Genomic DNA, 21,924 nt, shown 5'->3' with positions numbered 1-21,924 from the left:
TATTGGCTTATGTCCAACCATGAAGAAAAAAAGCAGGACTTGTCAGCTTGGCGAGCAGAACACCCCGCTCTTTGGGTTCGTATAAACTACCGAGTCATTCGATTATGCGGCCAGCTATCTGCAGCACTGTTTGTTTTCATCGCTGCAATTATCACTTATGAAGTCGTTGCCCGTTATATATTTACTGCACCTACTATCTGGTCAGAAGACATATCATTGCTTTGTCAGATTTGGGCAACCTGTTTAGGCGCCAGTTGGGTATTGCAAAACAAAGCACTGATTCGCATCGATTTTCTAACCAATATGCTGGGTGAAAAAGCGAAAAAACTGTCTGACTTCGTCGCGCTATTATCGATCATCTTCTTCGCGGGATTTATTACCTTTTATGGTTATCAACTATTAAAAGAATCCATTGAAATGGGCTCTGCATCAGCAAGTATGCTGGGGCTACCACTTTGGACAACAAAATCAGCCATCCCTATTGGATTTGGGTTACTAACATTACAAGCCGTCATGGAAATATTTTTGATGTTCGCGGGTGATTATCAAGAACACGAAGAGGTTTCACTATAATGACGATTATCCTGTTACTGGTTATCATGGTCTTAGCGTTGTTAATCGGCGTACCTGTTGCTTTTGCCTTAGGTGGGTTAGGTTTAGGGATGCTGTTATTAGCTGGCTTCTCACCAATGATGGCGCCGCTAGCGCTTTACTCTTCCTTCGACAGCTTTATTTTATTATCTGTTCCACTGTTTCTATTGATGTCGAATATCTTGCTGCAAGGTGGCATAGGCAAAGACTTATTTAGAGCCGTACAATCTTGGGTCGGTCATTGGCCTGGCGGTCTTGGCATTGCCACAATCGCTTCTTGTACTATATTTTCGGCTATTTCTGGATCATCTGTCGCTACAGCGGCAACCATAGGAAACGTAGCTATCAAAGAAATGACTGACCGAGGCTATAACAAACCATTCGTATACGGTTTAATCGCCGCGGGCGGTACCTTGGGTATCCTGATTCCGCCTTCTATTCCAATGATCGTATATGGCGTTATTACCGAAGAATCCATTGTCGATTTATTTTTAGCGGGTATCGTGCCCGGTTTATTAATGGCAGGTAGCTTCATTGTTTACTGTTTTTTTTACGCACGTTTCAGCAAAGATTACACGCCAAGTGAAAAGGCTACTAGCGCTGAACGCAAAAGTGCCAGCTTACGAGCAATACCAACGCTGTTACTAGCTAGCATCATCATTGGCGGTATTTATACTGGTGTATTCACGCCAACTGAATCTGCAGGTGTCGGTGTTGCGGTTTCTCTGATTATTGTCATCATGATGGGAACCTTTAGCCTTGAGAAATTCAAAGCCGCAGCTATGAGCACAATGAAAAATACGGTGACGATTTTTCTTATCATTGCTGGCGCGAAAGTCTTTGGTAAAGCCATTACTCTGTACCAAATTCCTCAAGATATTTCGATGTTAGTCAGTGAGAATATATCTGAAGTAGGTTTGTTCATTGCGGCAGTGTGTTTTGTCTTGCTAATTATGGGCTTCTTTCTTGAGTCTGTATCTATGCTATTGATCATGATGCCAGTACTTTACCCATCGCTTGGCATGTTAGGTATCGACCCAATTTGGTTCGCTATCATCTTTGTGATCATGATTGAGTGCGCATTGATTACACCGCCCGTTGGGTTAAATCTCTTCGTCATTCAATCGGTGTCTGGAGGGAAATCCTCGGAAGTCATTCAGGGCGTTTGGCCTTTTATACTTATCATGCTTGGCTGTTTGCTAGCTGTATATTTTTTCCCGGCTATCGCTCTTTATATTCCCTTTCAGTTATAAGTTAACTTAAATCACTATCCAGCTTTCACAGTATCGCTGGGTAGTGAATTTTATATAAGAACTTAATGTTTCTGTGCATTAAACCTTTTAAAAAACAAAACACTTCAAACACTCCAACTTTTCTTTAAGTTTCTTCACAAACATCCGTCTTCATTTTGTTTCATAAGAATTAGTCTGTATCATACGCGCACCTTAACCCATCCTATGAAAAGGAACTTCCAGTGAAGAAAATACTTTCCGTGCTCGTTTTCACGCTTGTTGCTGCTTGCTTAGTGGCACCTAAATTTATCGCTCCTAAGCATCAAGAAAAAGTCGCGGAACTGATCTCAAATATTAATAAAGCTCCAGGCTATACAGCGAATATTGTGTCTACAGATTTAGCGTGGTTCGGCTCTGAAAATAAAGTGCTTGTAACTTTTGATACCACACAAATCGATCCAACAATTCAAGAAGGAGTTCTTGAAGCCGAACTCATTATTGATACGCATTACGGCCCTCTACTGCTTTCAAGCCAAGGCTTATTTGGTTTGTACGATACTGAAATTAGTTATACAGGTGACAAACAACGTAACTTTATAGAATGGAATGAAGACCTGCCTTTATATGAGCTTTCTGTGCTTGGCGGCTTTACAGGTAACTTCAAAGTAGCCGATAGTATTCCTGCCTTTAGTAACCCAGCTAATACATTTCAATTTAGTGGTTACGCAGGCCAAGGTGAAATGACAGATCAAGGATTCATCTACCAAGGCACCTTAGATCAAATTGATATAGTTGACGGTTATACTCCAGTTAAAGCAGAAGGATTCACACTGTCCATTGAGTTGAACGCAAACTTAGCTACCATCATGCAAGGTGGATTTTATGACAGCACAACAGACTTTAACCTTGAAAAGCTTAATATAGGTGCTGATACTGAACTTTCAGGTCTAAATATTGAAATGGGTTCTAGCTTAGATAAGGAAACGCAACTAGGTAGTATTGAAATTGGTTACCTTATTAAAGATGCCATGTTTGGAGAGTTTAAAGCGAGTGATCTTTCTTTAGTCACTGAGCTGACCAAGCTGAGCAATAAATTCTTTATTGATTACAAAAACTTTTCTGACAACCTGCTAGCTGAAACCCATTCGTCAGATGCCGTTTACGAAGTAATATTGGCTTTTATGCAAGATAATATTGGTGAGTTACTTGCAGCGAAACCAGAATTCAACATCACTGATTTCAGTGGAACTTTCCCTGAAGGTAGCTTCAATGCAACGCTAACGAGCAAACTTGCCGATATTGGCACACCAACTATTGAGGAGCTTTCTATTCCTGAGTTTTGGTTGTACAACGCGATTGTTACAGCTAATCTTGAAGCAGATGAACCCTTGGTACGCAGCCTAGCAGAGCAATTCATTGCCAGTAAAATGCGCGCACCATTGAATGCACCAGAAGTAAAACAACAGGCATTAATGATCATCGATAGTTTTGTACAACAAGGTTTGATTAAATTAGAAGATGATAAATATAAAAGCGAAATCACCATCGAAGACGGTCAAGGCAAAATCTATGATTCTGCATTTCCTTTGATGTAGGTTACTTATTTAAACTTATCCTAGCTCCAAACTAAAAAGGCGCGTCTTATATTCTGGTTTACAGAAATAAAATGCGCCTTTTTTATTTCACTAAAAAAATTTAGTTGCTAGCGAAAGGCTCACCATTATATTGCGTGACTAGGCAATCTTTGCCCTTTTCTTTTAACATTTTACAAAAGTCTGAGCTAAAAGTTTTATTCACAAATGGCCCTACTTTAAGCTGATACATAGTACGACCATTGACTTCTTTTTGATTCACTAATGGCTCTAAACCGTTAAAAACCGTTGGATAGGACTTCTGCAATACTCTCCAACCACGAACAGCTTCATCACGATTACCATAAGAAGCCACTTGCACACCGTATTCGTCTCCAGTCACTGTCGTTTGTTTTGTTGCCATCACCGGCGCAACGACAACAGGAGGAGCTGCTCTATCCATCTCGAAGTTTTCTTCTGGATCGATAGTCATTAGATCAGCATTACCTTGACTGTCCATAGGTGCCTGCATAACAGCAGGAGCTACATTTACAGCCGCCATAGTTGCACTAGTCGACATACCATTACCAGCCATGTTATTTGACATTGCTGCAGATTTGGTTGGCAGAGCCTTACCTTGCTTTAATGCTGCGACTTCAGCTTCTAGCTCGTCAATTCTATCCAATTTCGATTGTACGTTTTGCCATTGTTCATCATGAGTACGAACTTTATCTTGCAAATCGCCATAGGTCATAAAGGTGTTTTTATCGTCCAGAGATGAGCAAGCACCTAATGATAATCCTGCCATCACTACGATCAGTTTTTTGGACATTCCCATTATTCTATTCTCCATGTACATCATTAGAACTTCGCGCTTACTATCATGGACTTTTTTATCCGTACCTCTTACAGAGTCAATAGTAAGTGCTGTCCCCACAAAATTAAGGCATAACGAGCCGCTTTGCCAATCAAAACCAAAGGTAAAAAATACCAAATAGGTGTACGCAACATTCCCGATACTAAAGCAATCCCGTCGCCAACAACAGGCAGCCAAGTAAATAATAAGCTCCAAATACCATACTTATTAAAAAAACGTTCTGCTTTTTGTCGAGTGGGCGCCTTCATCGGAAACCATTTTTTGTGCTCGAAACGAATCAAATACAGCCCTAAGAACCAGTTTGTTAACCCCCCTAATGTATTCCCCAAACTTGCCCAAATCCATAGATAAAATACCGACAAGGTTGCGTCATTTGCATAATAAAGCAACAAACCTTCTGAGCCCAAGGGCAAAATAGTAGCTGACAAAAAAGAAACTAAAAAAATAAATAAATAATTTAACACTATCTCTCTATACCTACGTTCATCGAGTAATTAAATATCTAAATACAAAAACAATGACCCATCTCAATTTTACCCACTAGGCAATATATAGAAAAACAACTACTCTAGGAATCATGGCCATTTTTTATCTCAAAGCAGCCATTTCAATAGCTCCATTTATTGGCGTCAAATACGCAAAACCAACCTAACGGAGGCGACATGCTGGATCGCATTAATGACATAAAAATTCGTTACAAGTTATGGGCTATTATTGGACTAATGTCCATGGGAACCACGGCACTTATTCTCGTATCTCTTTCTTCATTGTTTAACAGCCATGTAGACGCCAGAAAAGATAGAACCCAAGACATATTAGATATCGTAAACACCACACTATCTCCTATTTATAAAAAACAAATATCTGGTGAATTAACAGCAGAACAAGCAAAGCAACAAGCTATTACACTGTTATCTGAATTCAGTTATGGCGATCAACAAAGCCTATGGATTATCAACAAAAACAGCCGTACTTTACTTAGCGCTCCAGCAAACTATAAAAGTAGCACTTCGCCTTCATCCCTAACTGACGAACTAAACAGGTCACAACCATCGACGTCTAAAAAGAATTATCAAACTATAGAATTTGAGTATCAAGGTAACGATGACGCAGCTCACCGAATGATTGCCAGCGCATCTACGTTCACACCTTGGAACATTACCATTATTGCTACCGCGTCTATGGATGCCGTGTTCAGCTTTTTCTTAAAAGCTTTAATAGATTACGCCATTGTCGTTGGCCTATTAACTGTACTGGTCGGCGGAACCGCTTTGTACATTATTCACTTGGTTACTAGCCGTGTGACTTCTCTATGCAAGACAATGACGTCGGTACAACATTCGGGTGACCTTACTCAACGTGTTGAATTTACTGGCCAAGACGAAATGGGGGAAATGGCGCGTGCGTTCAACAGCATGATGAACGATTTCCAATCCATCGTGCGCAATGTCAGCCATTCCAGCGAAACCTTAGACAGTATCGTTGGTCAAACGAATAATTCGACAACCAAAACAGCGCAAGGCGTCGCCAGACAATTATCCAATACAGGTAAAGCGACAGAGCTGATGCAAAGCGTAATGACGTCAGTTGAGGATACCCTTGCCATTGCTGAACAAGCCAACAACACAACACAAGAACTTGGCCAGCATTCCAAACAAGGTCTTGGTGTTATGAATAAAGCTAACCAAGATATTCAGCAACTATCGGTTGAAGTAGGCGATGCAGCTAAACAAATTCAACAATTACGAGAAGACGTTACTCATATTAATGACAGGCTAGGCATCATTGCTGAAGTAGCAGACCAGACAAACCTACTAGCACTGAACGCAGCGATTGAAGCTGCTCGTGCTGGTGAACAGGGTCGCGGCTTTGCAGTTGTTGCTGACGAAGTGCGCCAACTTGCCCGGCGCTCACAACTCGCAGCAACTGAAATCGGAGGTTTGATTGATCAACTAACTCAGCAAACACTCAATACTGTAGAAGTCATGGAGTCTGCCAGAAACACGGCTAACCAAGGAGCAGAGCAAACCTCTCAGGCTGGGCAAGCGTTTACTCAGATTGCCAATGGCGTTCTCTCTATTTCCAAACTGAACAGCAGCATTAGTAAAGCCGCAGATCGTCAATTTGAGTCATCACAAACAGTTAATCAAACCCTAGAAAATATTGCGAACATTTGTGAAGAAACCAACCACAACTCCACGGATATTCAAACATCGGTAAACAACCTACAAGATTGTGCCAGCCAATTGCGTCAATTGGTTCATCAGTTCAGTACTTAACTATTAACTGTTAGCGTTTTTATACCTCTTTTTATATAAACATAAAAAGAGGTCATGCACTTAAAAACCCATGGCCTCTTTCACCTCTCTAAGATCTTGTCCTTGCGTCATAAAACATTCAATAACGCACCTTAAACTGCACTTAAGCAATATTTTCTGCTCAAAAATTGTGCATAAATGCCTGACTTAATTGAAATCACGACATTTTTAAAAATTAAGTAAAAAAGAAGCTTCTTTAGTACTTTAACTTCTTGGTGAGTCACATTATGTTTGGGTATAGTGGTTTTAGACTTAAGTAGTACTATAGTACGAACTAAGCTTTAGGCCTTTAAACAACAGAGTTTCATAAAGGATCGAACATGGCGTCTGATACGCAAGATAAGCTAGATTCTCTTTATCAACACATCCAAGCGGTTATCTTATCCCGCCAGCACCCAGTAACAGGGCTTTTTCCTGCTAGCACCAGCATTAACAATCACGGTAACTACACCGATGCTTGGGTACGAGACAATGTTTACAGTATTCAAGCCGTATGGGCCTTACATCTAGCCTATAAGCGCGCTTCCAACCCTCAAAAGCGTGCCAATGAACTTGAATTCGCCTGTATAAAAATGATGCGCGGCTTATTATTTGCCATGATGCGTCAATCCCATAAAGTAGAAGCCTTCAAGCACAGCCTAGACCCTAAAGACGCTTTGCACGCCAAATACGATACTAAAACGGGTTTAGAAGCCGTCGCTGATGACGCTTGGGGACATTTACAAATTGATGCCACCAGCTTTTATTTATTGATGTTGGCACAAATGACCAAAGCTGGCAGCAAGCTGATCTTTTCTCGTGACGAATTCAACTTCATCCAAAACCTTATTTATTATATCTCGCGTACTTATCGCACCCCAGATTACGGTATTTGGGAGCGAGGCAATAAAGTAAATAACGGTAAAGCCGAAATAAACGCCAGCTCAGTGGGTATGGCAAAAGCTGCTATGGAAGCCATGGATGGACTAAATTTATTTGGTGAAGAAGGTCCCGAATGGGCAGTAGTGCATTCCTTTGCTGATGCCGTAGCTCGCGCGGGTTCTGTATTGCAATCCTTGCTGCCTAAAGAATCTCGCTCCAAAGAAGTTGATAGCGCCATTCTTAGTATCATTGGCTTCCCTGCCTTCGCGGTAAACGATGAAAAATTAACTCGTCGTACACGCAAAGAAATCATTAGCAAATTGGGTGGCGAATACGGCTGTAAACGCTTTTTATTAGACGGTCACCAATCCGAACTAGAAGATCAAAGCAGAATCTATTACGAATACGATGAGTTGATTAATTTCGAACATATTGAGTCCGAATGGCCGCTGTTTTTCACTTATCTTTATATCGATCGTTTATTTGCCCGAGATTGGGAAAGCGCTAACTTCTACCGTCATAAACTCGAATCGTTAATGGTCGAAAAAGACGGTCAGATGCTGCTGCCAGAACTTTATTATGTGCCGCAAGAAAATATTTTAGCGGAGAAAGAAAAGCCTGGATCTCAAAAACGTGTTCCCAATGACAACCTACCTTTGGTTTGGGCACAAAGTTTATTTTTAGTCGGTAAAATGCTCGATGAAGAGCTGATCACCACTGATGATCTCGATCCTCTTGGTTTACATCGAGTCCAGCACCGACCAAACAAAGTCACCACATCCATGGTTATCTTGGCACAAAATGACAAGGTCAAACAAAAGCTACTAAACGCTGGATGTCTTTGCCAAACACTTGAAGACATTGCGCCACTGAAAGCCATTAGTGCCGATCAATTGGTTGAAACCTACCGTCATCTTGGTGCTTCCGAGACATTGGGTCTTACTGGTCGCCCTAATCGTGCGTTGAATAGCTTGGCTACATCTCAGGCATTTAGTATCAATGACGAAAGTTATTTGTGTTTGTCTTGGATTCAAAATGAAGACAAAGACTATCGAAAAATTGATCCTAGCCTATTCCAAGCACACATTCGTAACGAATTAAAAACCATCGCCAATCATTGGTATTATCAAGCCAATGCTGTTTTCAGCATTCTCATAGATGAAGCAATGAGTGAGATGAAAGGCAGCGATGAACTGTTTGAATTTATTCGCTTACTGCAAAAACGTGAGCACGAAGAATTCCGTGTAATTCCTCAATCAGCTAAGAATGCCTTTAAGTCAGGTAATCGTCGCGCCATTATAATTAGCTCACTTGACCATAAACAGTTAGAAACCAAACTGCCGGTTCACGATACTCTTTGGCCTTTGGCTGACAAGCCTAAAGCCTACGATACAGCTAGCATTAAAGCCGCCGAAACCGATGCTCTGCTTGCTCGCCTAGTTGATCAACCTAGCTTAGACGAAGCGGTAGATTGCTTAATGGAGCTTGGTGGTCGTCGCGCATTAATGAGTACCATACCAGACTCAACGCCAGCAATTACGGCTTATAAAGTATTGAATAGTGTCTACCTTCAAGCGCTATTGTCAGAAAATTGGCGCCCTGCACGAATACTGTATTCTTTGATTTTGAAACCATCAACGGATCTTGCGACCTACATTGCCGACATTACCGTTCGTCAGCGCTTGTTGGTGATAGGTGAAACGCCGGAAACGGAAGTCGATATCAGTTCACCACTGCATCAAGATGCCATTTTAGACATGCTGAGAAGTGTCTCGTCATCGCCTATTGGTTTAGTTATTTGCCATGAGTTAATTGCTATCGCAGGTACGCTAATTAAAGTACATCCTGAGTTTTTTTCAGGTGTTCGTACTATTCGTATTCACAATTTGGCCATGCTTTGCGCTCGACAATTTGATCCAGAAGACGATGCACCAGTTTTTGACACATTATCCAAGGTCTCCCCTAGTGAGCTTTACGAAGCACTCACTCAAGTGTTACAACAGAAGCACGATGAATACGCACATGTGGCAAATAACATGCGTTATCACAACAGTACCGATGCACAAAGTAAGATGAAAGATGTCGACTGGTTTGACTGGCGTTCTGAGCAAGGTATGATCACTAAGCTCCCAGAATCTATGTTATTGCAACTCTGGGGAAGCTTAAGTCATGCAAATACCATTGTGTTTGGTGATTCACAGAGTAATACCGCGCTGGATTGCAAACGTGCGCTAAGTTCAATGACACCAGGTGAAGACACCTTTGCCCTGCTGATTGAAACCTTAACATCAGATATTCATCCAAGCTGGTATAAGAGCCTTATTTTTGAAGGTTTGTATGCCTTCATACAGTTTTGCCAGCAACATAAAAACTGCAAGTTTGATCAAGAAATCAACTTGCCTGTGCTAGTTTCCCAAGCCGCTCTGGATCACGCCAAGCAACATCAAGCAGAACACCCAGAAGAAAGCTGGGCAGAAGCCGCATTGGATGAATTTGCACAAATAACACCAAATAAAGTAAACCAATATTTGCGTTGGGCAGTGAGCAAACTTCACAGTCATCAGCACCAACACTCATCGAGTTAACACACTCACTCTTGCTGGAGAAGTGAATGGATTTAATAAAAAACGCCCTAATTAACGATGTGCTGAATGCACATTGTTCAGACCCATTTGGCTGTTTAGGACTACAAACATCACCTTCTAAAAAAGGTTTGTCGCTACTTGTTTGGCAACCGGAAGCGATCTCTATTCGTGTATTAGCCATAGAATCAGACAAAGTGCTCGCCACAATGAGCGAGACCAATGATAAAGGCATGTTTCACGCCGAATGGCCAAAAGAAAACACGCGCTTTCATTATCGTCTTGAAATTACTTATAAAGACAAAAGCACTTATACGCTGGTCGACCCATACCAGTTCCCTAATACGACCTTTGTCGACCCAAAGCACCATCAAGCAAATCAATACAAAAGCCAAGGGGCAATTCGCGCTGGTGCCAAGGTAAACGATAAACTCACCATTCAAGGCACACGCTTTGCGGTTTATGCGCCAGCAGCACGCTCTGTGTCTGTGGTTGGCGACTTTAATGCTTGGGATGGTCGCATTCACCCAATGTCGAGCAATGGCGATGGCATTTGGCGATTGTTTATTCCTGACGTTAATCACGGTGCCCGTTATAAGTTCGAGATTCGCTCAAAATCAGGTGAAATCCTTCCTCATCGCAGTGATCCATATGCACAGCGTATTGAACAGTATCCTTCTTTTGCCAGCGTAACCTGTTTTGATAATAAGCACTTATGGCAAGACGACGCTTGGGTTAAACGCCCTATCGAAGACATCTATGAAAGACCTATGAGCATTTATGAATTGCACATCGGTTCATGGCGTCGCAAAGGAGACAATCAACCGCTGACGTATCTTGAGATCAAAGATCAGCTGGTTCCTTATATTCAAGAAATGGGCTACACACACGTCGAATTATTGCCGATTACTGAATACCCATTCGATGGATCTTGGGGCTATCAGCCTGTAGGTTTGTATGCTGTAACATCTCGATTTGGTACACCAGAAGATTTCAAAGCCCTTGTCGATGCGCTTCATCAAGCCAACATCGGCGTGATCATGGATTGGGTTCCTGCGCATTTTCCAGCCGACAGCCACGGTTTGGCGAACTTCGATGGTTCCAAACAATACGAATACCCAGACCCTAAAAAAGGCTGGCATCCAGAATGGAATTCGTTGATCTATGATTTTGGTAAAGAGCATGTAGTAAATTACCTAATCAGTAATGCCGTTTATTGGTTAGAAGAATTCCACATCGATGGTTTACGCGTTGATGCCGTGGCCTCAATGTTGTATTTGGATTATTCCCGTGAAGATGGCGAATGGATTCCTAACAAAGACGGCGGCAATCATAACTACGAAGCCATTGATTTTTTACGCCGTTTAAACGAAACCGTGTATTTGAATCATCCGCGCTGCTTTACAGTAGCGGAAGAATCTACCGCCTTTCCAGGTGTGTCTAAGCCAACTTATATGAATGGTTTAGGCTTTGGCTTCAAATGGAATATGGGCTGGATGAACGACTCGCTAGCTTACATTAAAAAAGATCCGATTTATCGCCAGCATCATCAAGGCGAACTTAGCTTCAGTATGGTTTACGCCTTTGACGAGCAGTTTGTCTTGCCTATTTCTCACGATGAAGTGGTGCATGGCAAAGGTTCAATGATTACCAAGATGCCTGGCGATGCTTGGCAGAAATTCGCTAATTTACGCGCGTTTTCGGCTTACATGTATTTCCATCCTGGCAAGAAGCTCAACTTCATGGGTAACGAGTTTGCGCAAGGTCAAGAATGGAGCCATGAACGCTCTTTGGATTGGCACTTGTTAGACACCGATTTCCATAAAGCTCAGCAAACGCTGTCAAAAGACCTAAATCATCTTTATCAAAACGAAGCGAGTTTGCAATTTGATCATTCCCATCAAGGCTTTGAATGGATCAGCTACGATGACAGCGCCAACAGTATTTTGGCCTTTGCACGTAAAGCCAAAGACAGTGATGAGCATGCGGTCGCTGTGATTAACTTTACGCCAGCACCTCATGCAAACTACCGCATTGGTGTGCCTAAGGCAGGTCGTTACCAAGTCATTATGGATACGGATGAAACAAGCTATACCGGCAGTGGCTTCGCCAAAAGCAAAGGATACGATACACAGACTATTGTTAGCCATGGTCGGGATCAAAGTATTGAACTGCAAGTACCACCACTTGCTGGCGTTTTATTAAAATGGTTAGGCGAGTCTTAATCGCTAGCATTAACAACATTTAGTAATAACAACAGCAACATAAATAGCATCTAGAGGTATTAATGAACCAAGCACACCAGATTTCCGATGGCTCCTCTTTTCCTCTAGGCGCCACAGTGACCGAAAACGGTGTTAATTTCGCCGTTGTCGCTGAAGACGCTATTCAGCTGTATTTGTGTTTATTTGATCAAGAAGATAATGAACAAGAACCCCTACCCTTTATTAATAAAAATAAGGGTATTTGGTACATGGAAGTACTTGGTTTAAAAGAAGGTCAGCATTATGGCCTTAGAGCTAAAGGCGAATTCAAACCAGAACTCCAGTTGCTTTACAATGAGCGAAAACTGCTTATTGACCCTTATGCAAAAGAGTTAAATGCCAAACTGGTTTGGCACGAAGACCAAGCTGCGATAACAAAAGAAGGTCAATCGCATCCTACAGACTCAGCGTATTGCGTTCCTAAGTCTATTGTCCGTAGCATTGAAGCAAAATCAGATCGACCTGCAAGAGCCAAAATCACACCGTCTAGTCGTGCCTTGTATGAATTACATGTCAAAGGTTTTAGCAAAAACCTGCCAATCGAGAGCGAGCTTCAAGGCACTTACCTTGGTGTCATTTCTTCCGCAGGCATCGAGCATTTAAAAAGTCTTAACATTACTACGATTCAATTAATGCCTTGCTTTAGCTTTATGACAGAACGTCATTTACAGCAATTGGAGCTCAACAATTACTGGGGCTACAACCCGATTAGCTTTTTTGCCGTCGAGCCTTCATACGCCATAAAAGACGCGATTGTTGAGTTCCAACAAATGATTGATGGATTGCGCCAAGCAGGTTTTGAGGTGATTTTAGACGTGGTGTATAACCACACAGCTGAAAGTGAATTAGATCAATCCAGCGTGTGTTATCGCGGCTTAGACAATGCGCGTTACTATCGCCATCAGGATGGTCAATATTTGAATTACACAGGTTGTGGTAACTGCGTCGATACCTACAATCCCACCAGCATTCGTCTTATCTGCGACAGTATGCGTTATTGGGTTGACGTGATGGGCGTCGATGGTTTCCGCTTTGATTTGGGTGTGGATCTTGGTCGCACAAATCACGACTTCACGCCACAAGCGCCTTTATTACAAGCCATTCTTCAAGATCCTGTTTTAAGCGAAACCTGCCTTGTGATGGAGCCCTGGGATATTGGTCCAAACGGTTACCAGGTTGGACAATTTCCAAAAGGCTTTCTTGAATGCAACGACCAATATCGAGACACCATTCGTCGTTTCTGGCGTGGTGATGATGGCTTAGTGCCAGAATTTGCCACACGTCTTATGGGATCAAGAGACTATTTCCATAAAGGTCAAAAAAGCGCGCTAAACTCGGTTAACTACATCACTTACCACGATGGCTATACAATGAAGGATTTAGTGTCTTATCACCATCGTCATAATCTTGCCAATATGGAAGAAAACCGTGATGGTCATGGTGAAAATATCAGTCAAAACTTTGGTGCAGAAGGTGAAACAGACGACAAAGATATTCAAGCACAGCGCTTGAATCAGCAGCTTTGTTTTATGGCGACGCTGCTATTAAGCCAAGGCACACCACATATTTTAGGTGGTGACGAACTGTCCCATAGCCAACAAGGTAACAACAATGCCTATTGCCAAGATAACGTCATTGCGTGGCAAACTTGGCAAAACCTAGACACCGAAACAAGCCATGCGAGAAAGACAATCCAAGATACCATCTCAACGCTTATGGCATTGCGTAAAACCTACCCTATCTTGGCAGAAATTCGTTTAGAAGATGATCCACTTTATCAACATACGTCGTCAGATAAAATCCATTGGCTCAACGAACAAAGCGAAGCAATGACGATAGAAGACTGGGCTGATGACAGCCGTCACTTCATTGCGCTAACACTAACACCAGCCGACCATTCCAGCAGTTTTTGGATAGTATTCTATAGTGACGATGCGCCACTTAGTATTCCGTTACCTACAGAAAACGACAACATAGAAACGCTTTACCAAACTCCTGGATTATCCATTACAGACAACACACTCCATTGCGCTTATCGTGGAGTATTTGTTGGTAAATTTTAATCAGATTGAGCGTCATCATGTTGATTAAACTGTAAGTCGGCTAATCGTTTATACAAGGCACAGGTTTCGAGTAATTCGACATGCGTTCCTTGGGCGATTATTTCCCCTTGATCCATCACAACAATTCGATCTGCGTTCAATACCGTTGCCAAACGATGGGCAATCACCAAGGTGGTTCGACCCTTCATCAAAGGTTCAAGCGCGGCTTGGACTTTGTTTTCGCTTTCAGCATCTAAAGCACTTGTTGCTTCGTCTAATAACAAAATCGGTGCGTCTTTTAATATCGCCCGAGCAATCGCTACACGCTGTCTTTGACCACCTGACAAACGTACGCCGTCTTCTCCTAGACGAGTTTCATAGCCTTTATCCAAACGAGCAATAAACTCATGGGCATTCGCCTGCGAAGCAGCATACTGAATAGACTCCTTGCTGGCATTGCGATTGGCGTAACCCAAGTTATCGTAAACTGTTTGATCGAAGAGAACCGTTTCCTGTGGAACCAAAGCAAAGTGCTGGCGCAGATCGTCTAAGAAATACTCTTTAATATTCTCACCAGCCAAATAAACACCGCCTTGCTGAGGATCATAAAAACGCAGCAACAATTCAAACAAGGTAGATTTACCGGCTCCTGATGGCCCAACTAAAGCTAGCATTTCACCCTGCTTGATAGAAAAAGAAAGATTCTTCAACGCGGCATAATCAGGTCTTGTTGGATAACGGAACTCGACATTATCAAACTTGATGACCTCTTCGCCTTGACGAATTTCAGCCATACGCTGAGAAGGAAATTCGGTAGAACCACTTACCACAACGCTTTTTGCACTAAGCAATTCCATAATGCGCTCCGCTGCTCCCGCAGCGCGCTGCAACTCGCCCATTACTTCAGAAATGGCACCAACCGCGCCAGCGACAATAATGGAATAAAACAAAAAGCTTGCTAGATCACCAGCACTGATAGCCCCTGAGATAACGTCTTTACCACCAAACCACAACATCACCCCAATGCCACTCATCGATAACAAAATGACCATCAGAGTTAGCCAAGAGCGCTGCTGAATACGTTTCACACTTACATTGAAGGCGCGATCAACCGTTGCTGAAAAACGTTGCGCATCATGCTTTTCGTGGGTAAAGGCTTGTACCACTTTTATGTGACGCAATGCTTGTGATAAATAGCGGCCCACGTTAGCTACTTCATCTTGGCTATCACGCGATAGTCGTCGCACTCGTCGGCCAAAATACACTACGGGGACAATCACAAAAGGTACGCAGGTCAGCAAAATAAGCGTTAATTTAAAATGCATCACCAGCAAGAATAAAATCCCACCAATCAACATCAAACTGCTGCGTAAGGCAATCGACAAAGAAGAGCCAATCACACTTTGTAAAAGCGTGGTATCAGAGGTAATACGGGATTGAATTTCACTAGGAGAATTATCTTCAAAGAAGGAAGGCGACAAAGTGAGCAAATGCGCAAACACGGCTTGACGAATGTCGGCCACCACTCGCTCACCTATCCACGACACCAAGTAAAAGCGACAAAAACTGCCAATACCCAATAAAAATACCAAAGCGATGAAAATCATCAAGGCATGAGTCAAGCCAGCCTCTGAACCAGATGCTAGACCTTGATCAATAAGCATCTGCACGCCTTTGCCTAAGCTCAGCATGGTTCCAGCGGTGACAACTAAGGCGATCAAAGCCAACACTATATGACGTCGATATGGACGCAAAAAAGGCAAGAATGTTTTTATTCCACTATCAACTCTTTCCCTATCAACAATTGCATTCTCAACATTTTCCGGTTTGCTCATCAGTCATAACCACCATAAAGTAATAACGACCGTCACTATAGCGTATCTGTGTCTACACAACTGGGTAAATACCAAGTAGAGATTTCTTACTAGCTTTCGCTATTAGGATGAAGCTGCAGATTTGAATCCCATGCGGAAACCACCCCAATGCTTACCATTTACAAAAATAGGCACGGAAAGATCATGGAGAATTTCTCCCGTATCACGTTTATAAGTTTGCAGTAAAAAACTGTCAGTATGAGAACCACATCGGCTGCCAGTGGCATCATTAAAAATACGTTTGCTGCGGTTGTTCACCAAGTCTTTTTCATAATCACCACTTAATGGCTGACTAAATTTTTTGTTATGGGTTGGGAAGTAGCCATTTACATCCACCGCACCAGCAAACATAACCTGCTCATATTTTTCTAGAACCGCTTCTTGAATAGCTGGAAAAGCACGGTCGCTAAAAGCATCATAGGAAGTATTGTATTTCTGTGGATTAGTATTATTGACTGGTCGGTAGTCTCTAGAAAAAACCGCTTGCTGAGTTAAATCACCCTTTTTGATTGCCTCTTCAAATAGCTGACCAATAGCTTGTGCAGATGTTTTGGCAACCATAAGTAACTCAGAAAAGAACAATGATTGATCAACCTTGTCTAGCTCCCTAAAAACCACTTCAGCTCCGTTGCTTAAACCTGACGCTTCTTTTGACAATTTATCGCTGCGCTGAGAAATATCTTGCAAAGAATGACGAATACGCGAAATAGAACCATTTATCTGCGTGCTGGCTGCGCCTAATTCCTCTCCTGCACTTTCGACTTCCGACAATACGGCAGAGGCATTTTGAACCTCTTCCGTTAAAGAAATAAAGCGCTGCGTTTCTCCTAACAAGGTCGTTGATAAAGATTCGGTTAAGCCTTTTAATGACGACATTTCGTGATTGGTTAATTCGCTGTTACGACGTACGTCTGTCAATAAACTCGAGATTTGCTCTGACGCACTAGCACTTTTAGCAGCTAGCGCTCGCACTTCATCCGCCACTACCGCAAAGCCTCTACCTTGCTCACCAGCACGAGCAGCTTCAATTGCGGCATTGAGTGCTAATAGATTGGTTTGTTCAGAAACGCCCTTAATAACCGCTGTAATACTGTCGATATCATCGGCACTTTTGGTTAATAAAGCTAATTGCTCACTGGCGGTTTGCACTTTCCCTGTGAGCTCATGGATCTGATCGGCACTTTGTGACAAGGCTGTTTGGGCTGTTCTACTCGATTGCGCCGTTTCACTCATAGTACGAGCTAGCTGACCTAGGTTAGTCGACAGCGTCAATCCAGTATCTGACAGCGTTTCTACTGCTTGAGAAATCTGTTCGCTATCATGATGGGTAAGATGTATGTCTTTACTTAACGTATCGACAAAATGAGATACTTCGGCCGCCCCCATGGCCATCTTTGATGTGGCACGAGTAACTGTTTTACTCACTTCAGAAAACGAAGTTGATGCATTATCCTTGGCGGCATCGGCCTCTTTAGAGCTCGAAGTAAATGTACTTCGCACTAGTTTTGGCAAGACTAAAAAGACACATAGTAAAAGACCTGCACCAGCATAAGCTTGAGGAACAGTGCCTTGTATGTAACCTAAAATAAAAATTACGAGAAGCCCTACAACACCACACCACTGGAAATAAACCATCGTTCTTTCCTTCCTTTTCATTATTATTTCTTCCCAGTGTTTAACTATGGCTGTTGAAGGTCAATACAAAACGAAGAACATAAGACTAAAGTCGCACTGAAAAAAATTAACATGCTTGCTATCGGGATAATCCTATTATCAAAGACAACTATTTTCACCTAGCAATATACCGTCTCTTTAGGAAAGCATTCATTCATAGAAGTACATACATCGTTTTTCAAAATTAGATAAATAATGCACAAAAATATATTAAAAAGAATTATAAAACCCATAAAACTGCTTTTTAACACATAAAAAGCAGAAAAATTCTCCCGCAATCCAACTACACTAGAAAGCAAGCTCACGAAGCACAACAAAAATAAGAACGTCGTTGCGCATAATCTGCCAACGAACATACTGAGGATAAATGTCATGATCACCAACAAAGTTAAAACAGAATCTTTCTACCTTGAGTTGGGACAACTAACCCCAGATAGCGTTGATCACCTAACGCCTTCTTTTGATCATTTACCACCAAATCCTTACGCTGATGGTGAGTTCCGTTTACGTCGTTATTCTCGCTTTACACTAGAGCAAGGCCAGCTACATCGCCTAGCTTCTCAAGCCTTTGTACAAGATGAAAGCATCAACCATTTCCAAGGTAACGTTGTACGTAGTTATGAAGAAATTGACGACAGAATAGTCGTAGACCCAGCCTTCGTGGAATTATTTGAACACTTTCAGAAAATGGCTAGTGTGGCTGATAGCACCCCTATCGAAGTACATCAATTGCGTATTTTTGCTGATCATAAGGTCGCTGAAGTGGCGCCAGAAGGAATTCATCAGGATGGCTTTGATCGCATCGGTATTTATGTAATGCAACGTCATAATATTGAAGGCGGCAATATCAATATTCACCTAGATAGAAACAGCCCCGCACTCATTAGCCATGATTTTGATAAAGGGGAGTTTGTCGTCCTCAACGACCGTAAGTTTTTTCACAGTGCTCAGCCCATTAAACCAATCGATGGTGACCAAGGCTATATGGATATTTTTGTATTGACGGCGAACTTAATGCATTGAGCAATAAGTGAAATGCCCTAAAAATATGACTTCCTTATTACTTACAACTTTTCCTAGTTAAATCAACCTGAAAACACTAGGGCGACTCAGCCAAGCATGGTATAAAACGCGAATGTAACCATTTGTAATTTTATTAATTGTTTTGTAATAGATCAGGCCGGGAAAGTTAAATAGTGACAGATATTAGTTCAGCAGAGGATAGTAAGAAAAATAGCGTAGAAGATACTACAAAAAAATCGGTACTAATCATTGAAGACATGAATGAAATGCGCCTAATGCTGAGATCAATGATGCTCTCATTAGGCTACACAAATATAGAAGCTGAAGCCTCTGGGCAGAGTGCACTCAAGCGCATTGCAGCTAAACATTTCGACATTATCCTTTCTGACTATAACCTTGGTGGCCGCATTAATGGCCAACAGGTTTTAGAAACCTCACGAAGAAATAACATTTTAAGTCATTCTACTATTTTCATCATGATTACCGCCGATACAGGCTATGACAGTGTCGTCAGCGCAATAGAGCATCGCCCCGATAGCTATATGGTGAAACCATTTACTCCTGCGACTCTACACAGACGACTCAGTCGCATTAAGCTACAAAAAAATATATTTTCTGAGGTGGATGAACATCGAGGTAAAATGAATTTTGAGATGATGGAGAGTAAGGCCAAAGTCATCATGATCAAACATCCTCAATACAGCAGTTTATGTCTAAAAGTTATTGGCGAATCATTGCTATCCAGAAAAGAATACAAAGCAGCAAAGATACATTACATGCGAGTACTCAAACACAATCAGGAGACATCTTGGGCTCACTTCGGGATTGCCCAGTGTGATTTAGGCTTAGAACAACCATTATCTGCAGTGAAAAGCTTAGAAAAAACGATCAGCATCACCCGTCATTTTTTACCTGCGTATGACACTCTTGCTAATACACAAGAAAGGCTAGGCAACTTAAAAGAAGCTCAAAAAGCAATGATAGCAAGCCTAGAGATAACTCCTAGATCCCTAGCAAGAACAAAGAGACTTGGAAAAATCAGCGTTCGACTAAAAGATTGGAAAATGGCTGAGCAAGCTTATTCACGAGTCATTCGTTTAACCAAAGACACTCAACATGAGAAAATAGAATATTATTATGAGCATTTAAAATGCCTCATTGCGATACAAGAAAATGACGATCAGGCACCACAAACAGCAGAAAAACTTAAACGCTCTTTGACGAGATTGCGTATGTTAGGAAAAGACGACCCTATTGTTGTCTCAAACTCCTTTCGTGTAGAAGTTCAGCAACACCTTAATCGTGAGCGTAAAAATGATGCTGTTAAATCATGGAAACAATGGAAACAATTAATACTATCAGGGAAAGCCTCATCGATATCGCACGAGCAAGAGCTCACTTTGAAAAGAAAACTAGGCTTATAAATAGTTGGCGTAAAAAAGTTGCTATCGTTTTTACGCCAACCCTGATGGACACAGAAAAGTTCAATTCCTAGAAAATCTTATCATTAGATAAATAACGCCCAAAAAGTTACATTCTGTAACAAATCTAAATCTCTCTTACCCTGTTGATATTAAATAAAAAAACCTGAAAACTTCCAGATTTAATCTATAAAATTACGATCACTATAAGTTTTTTAGTTTTTCAAGTGATATAAATAAGGCATTAGACTTATTGCAAGCTCATTAAAGTCAGGTAGTACCTTTGACAGATGTAATCGCCCTTGGCGTTGAAAACACAAATGATATCCATCAAGGACTTATCGACCTATCAAAAAAGCGTGTTTTGATCATCGAAGATATCGGTGAAATGCGACTCATGTTGAAGTCTTTAATGACGTCAATGGGCTATTCTAATATAGACGTGGAACCTTCTGGACAATCTGCTATCAAGCGAATTCTAGAAAGACCTTATGATGTCGTGTTGTCAGACTACAACCTTGGCGGCAGCATTGACGGTCAGCAAATTTTAGAGACCTCTCGTAAGAACTACTCCCAAGACCATTCCACTATTTTTATTATGATTACCGCCGACACAGCTTATGAAAGCGTTGTTAGCGTGCTGGAATATCAACCAGACAGCTATTTAGTTAAACCCTTTCCACCAGCTGCTTTTTTCCGGCGCTTCGAGCGAGTCCAAAAACAAAAGAAAACCTTCGAAGGTATTAATACAGCTAGAAAAGAAAATGATTTTGAAAAGATGGAAGCACAAGCTAAAGCCATCATGACGCAATATCCTAACCTTGCGAGCCAATGCTTAAAAATCATTGGAGAGTCACTCTATGCACGGGGCCGTTACAAAGATGCAAAAAACCACTACATGCTTATCATTCAAAAAAGCAAAAACCTAGCTTGGGCACATTATGGTATAGCATTATGCGAGTTCAAACTCGGTACCGTCGCTGCTGCCATAAAAAAACTAGAACACACTATTGGCTTAAGTCGTCATTTCTTATCTGCCTATGATTTACTTGCTGACGCACACGAAGATTTAGGTAATCTAGAAGACGCTCAAGCTGTTATGAGCAGTGTTTTAGACGTTTCTCCACGCTCCACAGAACGCGCATTACGCCTCGCTCAAATCAGTATGCAATTAAACGATTGGCCTACTGCTGAACAAGCGTATTCAAAAGTCATTCGATTAACTCGTGAAACCAGCCATGAAAAGGTCGAATACTATTATGAGTATTTAAAGTGCCTAACTAATATAATGGCAAACAGCTCGGACAACTCAAAGCTAGCAGAGAAGTTTAAACGCACACTTGTCCGGCTGCGAACCTTTGGAAAAGCCAACCCTGCAGCGATATCCAACTCTTTTCGTGTAGAAATCCAGCAATACCTTACCCGGGACCATGTTGGTGAAGCTATAAAGTCATGGAAACAATGGAATCGTTTGATTAAATCAGGACAAGCTACTCCCCTCACTGACGCTCAAAAACACACACTTAAAAAACGCCTCGGCTTGCTATAATCCCCCCACACCGTTATGGTCATGCGCTAATTTAAAAATTGATGT

Annotated in this window: 14 protein-coding genes; 10 read left to right on the top strand and 4 right to left on the bottom strand. The window is 41.8% G+C overall.

Annotated elements, in window-relative coordinates; genetic code table 11:
- Positions 1–9: 9 nt before the first annotated feature.
- From BUA59_RS00660 to BUA59_RS00650, 3 genes are all read left to right on the top strand, one after another.
- Positions 10–573 (top strand): TRAP transporter small permease, encoded by a 564-nt coding sequence (locus tag BUA59_RS00660; RefSeq protein WP_012069184.1) that lies wholly within the window; start codon positions 10–12, stop codon positions 571–573.
- A complete protein-coding gene (locus BUA59_RS00655; RefSeq protein WP_012069183.1) occupies positions 573–1,844 on the top strand; it encodes a TRAP transporter large permease in 1,272 nt (423 codons plus the stop codon). The genes BUA59_RS00660 and BUA59_RS00655 overlap by 1 nt, the downstream gene beginning before the upstream one ends.
- 221 nt (positions 1,845–2,065) lie before the next feature.
- Complete coding sequence (locus BUA59_RS00650) at positions 2,066–3,418, top strand: YdgA family protein (RefSeq protein ID WP_072837805.1); 1,353 nt, start codon at positions 2,066–2,068, stop codon at positions 3,416–3,418.
- Positions 3,419–3,518: 100 nt separating this feature from the next.
- On the opposite strand, the gene BUA59_RS00645 is transcribed toward BUA59_RS00650, so the two are convergent.
- The gene (locus BUA59_RS00645; RefSeq protein ID WP_072837804.1) at positions 3,519–4,232 is read right to left on the bottom strand and encodes an SPOR domain-containing protein; all 714 of its coding nucleotides are present in this window, start codon (positions 4,230–4,232) and stop codon (positions 3,519–3,521) included.
- A 68-nt stretch (positions 4,233–4,300) separates the two neighbouring features.
- Positions 4,301–4,735: a YqaA family protein gene (locus tag BUA59_RS00640; RefSeq protein ID WP_072837803.1), complete on the bottom strand. Its 435-nt coding sequence runs from the start codon at positions 4,733–4,735 to the stop codon at positions 4,301–4,303.
- Positions 4,736–4,933: 198 nt separating this feature from the next.
- On the opposite strand from BUA59_RS00640, the gene BUA59_RS00635 reads away from it, so the two are divergent.
- The 4 genes from BUA59_RS00635 to glgX all read left to right on the top strand — a co-directional run bounded on the left by BUA59_RS00635 (position 4,934) and on the right by glgX (position 14,359).
- The gene (locus BUA59_RS00635; protein ID WP_072837802.1) at positions 4,934–6,550 is read left to right on the top strand and encodes a methyl-accepting chemotaxis protein; all 1,617 of its coding nucleotides are present in this window, start codon (positions 4,934–4,936) and stop codon (positions 6,548–6,550) included.
- 359 nt (positions 6,551–6,909) lie between these two features.
- Entirely contained in the window at positions 6,910–10,035 is a 3,126-nt protein-coding gene (locus BUA59_RS00630; RefSeq protein WP_072837801.1) for a glycoside hydrolase family 15 protein, read from the top strand.
- A gap of 26 nt (positions 10,036–10,061) precedes the next feature.
- A complete protein-coding gene (gene glgB, locus BUA59_RS00625; protein ID WP_072837800.1) occupies positions 10,062–12,257 on the top strand; it encodes a 1,4-alpha-glucan branching protein GlgB in 2,196 nt (731 codons plus the stop codon).
- 62 nt (positions 12,258–12,319) lie between these two features.
- A complete protein-coding gene (glgX, locus tag BUA59_RS00620) occupies positions 12,320–14,359 on the top strand; it encodes a glycogen debranching protein GlgX (RefSeq protein WP_072837799.1) in 2,040 nt (679 codons plus the stop codon).
- Here the strand turns inward: glgX and BUA59_RS00615 are convergent.
- Both BUA59_RS00615 and BUA59_RS00610 read right to left on the bottom strand, forming a co-directional pair.
- Complete coding sequence (locus BUA59_RS00615; RefSeq protein ID WP_084122053.1) at positions 14,356–16,173, bottom strand: ABC transporter transmembrane domain-containing protein; 1,818 nt, start codon at positions 16,171–16,173, stop codon at positions 14,356–14,358. The genes glgX and BUA59_RS00615 overlap by 4 nt on opposite strands.
- 102 nt (positions 16,174–16,275) lie before the next feature.
- Positions 16,276–17,847: a methyl-accepting chemotaxis protein gene (locus BUA59_RS00610; RefSeq protein WP_245813068.1), complete on the bottom strand. Its 1,572-nt coding sequence runs from the start codon at positions 17,845–17,847 to the stop codon at positions 16,276–16,278.
- A 411-nt stretch (positions 17,848–18,258) separates the two neighbouring features.
- On the opposite strand from BUA59_RS00610, the gene BUA59_RS00605 reads away from it, so the two are divergent.
- The 3 genes from BUA59_RS00605 to BUA59_RS00595 all read left to right on the top strand — a co-directional run bounded on the left by BUA59_RS00605 (position 18,259) and on the right by BUA59_RS00595 (position 21,879).
- On the top strand, positions 18,259–18,909 hold the full coding sequence (locus tag BUA59_RS00605) for a 2OG-Fe dioxygenase family protein (RefSeq protein ID WP_072837797.1): 651 nt from the start codon (positions 18,259–18,261) through the stop codon (positions 18,907–18,909).
- Between the two features lie 173 nt (positions 18,910–19,082).
- A complete protein-coding gene (locus BUA59_RS00600) occupies positions 19,083–20,333 on the top strand; it encodes a response regulator (protein WP_072837796.1) in 1,251 nt (416 codons plus the stop codon).
- 280 nt (positions 20,334–20,613) lie between these two features.
- Positions 20,614–21,879: a response regulator gene (locus BUA59_RS00595; protein WP_072837795.1), complete on the top strand. Its 1,266-nt coding sequence runs from the start codon at positions 20,614–20,616 to the stop codon at positions 21,877–21,879.
- Positions 21,880–21,924: the final 45 nt, after the last annotated feature.

Source organism: Marinomonas polaris DSM 16579 (genome assembly GCF_900129155.1).
GTDB classification, from domain to species: Bacteria; Pseudomonadota; Gammaproteobacteria; order Pseudomonadales; family Marinomonadaceae; genus Marinomonas; species Marinomonas polaris.
The sequence above is the reverse complement of the archived record's forward strand: the minus strand, read 5'-3'. Positions and strand labels throughout refer to the sequence as shown.

Bases quoted from the DNA above. Each gene is read 5' to 3' on its own strand.
- BUA59_RS00645 (WP_072837804.1), bottom strand. From the start codon at position 4,232: ATGGGAATGTCCAAAAAACTGATCGTAGTGATGGCAGGATTATCATTA.
- glgX (WP_072837799.1), top strand. From the start codon at position 12,320: ATGAACCAAGCACACCAGATTTCCGATGGCTCCTCTTTTCCTCTAGGC.
- BUA59_RS00610 (WP_245813068.1), bottom strand. From the start codon at position 17,847: ATGGTTTATTTCCAGTGGTGTGGTGTTGTAGGGCTTCTCGTAATTTTT.
- BUA59_RS00660 (WP_012069184.1), top strand. From the start codon at position 10: ATGTCCAACCATGAAGAAAAAAAGCAGGACTTGTCAGCTTGGCGAGCA.
- BUA59_RS00615 (WP_084122053.1), bottom strand. From the start codon at position 16,173: ATGAGCAAACCGGAAAATGTTGAGAATGCAATTGTTGATAGGGAAAGA.
- BUA59_RS00655 (WP_012069183.1), top strand. From the start codon at position 573: ATGACGATTATCCTGTTACTGGTTATCATGGTCTTAGCGTTGTTAATC.
- BUA59_RS00635 (WP_072837802.1), top strand. From the start codon at position 4,934: ATGCTGGATCGCATTAATGACATAAAAATTCGTTACAAGTTATGGGCT.
- BUA59_RS00630 (WP_072837801.1), top strand. From the start codon at position 6,910: ATGGCGTCTGATACGCAAGATAAGCTAGATTCTCTTTATCAACACATC.
- glgB (WP_072837800.1), top strand. From the start codon at position 10,062: ATGGATTTAATAAAAAACGCCCTAATTAACGATGTGCTGAATGCACAT.
- BUA59_RS00605 (WP_072837797.1), top strand. From the start codon at position 18,259: ATGATCACCAACAAAGTTAAAACAGAATCTTTCTACCTTGAGTTGGGA.